Origin of the sequence: Methanoregula sp., from assembly GCF_002835825.1 — an archaeon.
Lineage (GTDB): Archaea > Halobacteriota > Methanomicrobia > Methanomicrobiales > Methanospirillaceae > Methanoregula.
In genome coordinates, this window is record NZ_PIZH01000693.1 from 1 (window position 1) to 1,119 (window position 1,119).

1 protein-coding gene is annotated in these 1,119 nt (G+C 57.6%); it reads right to left on the reverse strand.

Annotation, left to right across the window (positions count from 1 at the left end):
• Nucleotides 1-384: 384 nt before the first annotated feature.
• Nucleotides 385-1,119 (reverse strand): ABC transporter ATP-binding protein (locus CW742_RS14480; RefSeq protein ID WP_342764894.1); only part of this gene is annotated, 735 nt, incomplete at its 5' end.

Here is a 1,119-nt window from a genome sequence, read left to right on the forward strand (position 1 = left end):
AACAGAAATTAAACATTTCAAAAGTTCGAACGGGAAAAATTCCATCCGAATACAATAAGGAGATTAGGATTTCCACCGCCCGGTCACTTTCTGGGGCACTATCTGTGATATGAACCCCCACCGTCGGAGACACCCCCTTTTTTGACACCCCCTCTCGTAGAAAAATCTGGCCCCGTAAAACGCCCCGTTGTACGCGTTTTGCCTCACCCCCCTTTCTCACAGAGGCAATGTTTCGGAAAAACGCGGTAATTGTTCCGGAACAGATCAGGATTTTACGACGGGAATTGATGAGGTAACGTATAGCAGAGTTCTGTTGGCATCCGGCCGGACTAACCTGACATCGGCAAAGCCCCACGGCCCGGGAGGGGGTGTCCGGACCAGGGATCAATGTTCCGGCATACCCGCCTTCCCCTCCCTTGCGATCCGTTCCTCATCCAAAAGGCCATCGCGGATGAAGATGATCCGGTCGAAATATTCCATGTGCCATGGCTCGTGCGAGACCATCGCGACCGTCTGGCCAAGATCCCGGTTCACGGCCCGGAAGAGGTCGAGCACGGTCCTTGAGCTTTCCGTGTCCAGGTTTGCGCACGGCTCGTCCGCGAAGACGATCGCGGGCCGGTTCACGAGCGCCCGGGCAATGCTGACCCGCTGCTGCTCGCCACCCGAGAGCTCGTGCACTAAATGATCGAGACGTTTCCCGAGTCCCACTTTCTCCAGCACGTCCGTTGCCGCAGCATAACACTCCGTCAGGGGCCGGCCCTGCATGAGCGCCGGGATCGCCACGTTCTCCTTCACCGTAAGCTCCGAGACAAGGGCATAGTCCTGGAAGACATAACCAAGGTGCATGAGCCGGAACCGGGTGCGTTCCTCATCGTTCAGGTGCGAGACATCCGTCCCGTTAAGGGTGATCCGGCCGGCCGTGGGCGTGTCGAGGAGGCCCAGCTGGTGCAACAGCGTTGATTTCCCGCTCCCCGAAGGCCCCATGATCCCGACAAATTCTCCCCGGTTGATATGGATCGTGATGCCCCGCATCGCCGACACTTCCACGGCACCCATCCGGTACATTTTCTGTAAACCCGCAACATCGATCATGGTCATCCCCTCACTGCATCGAGGATC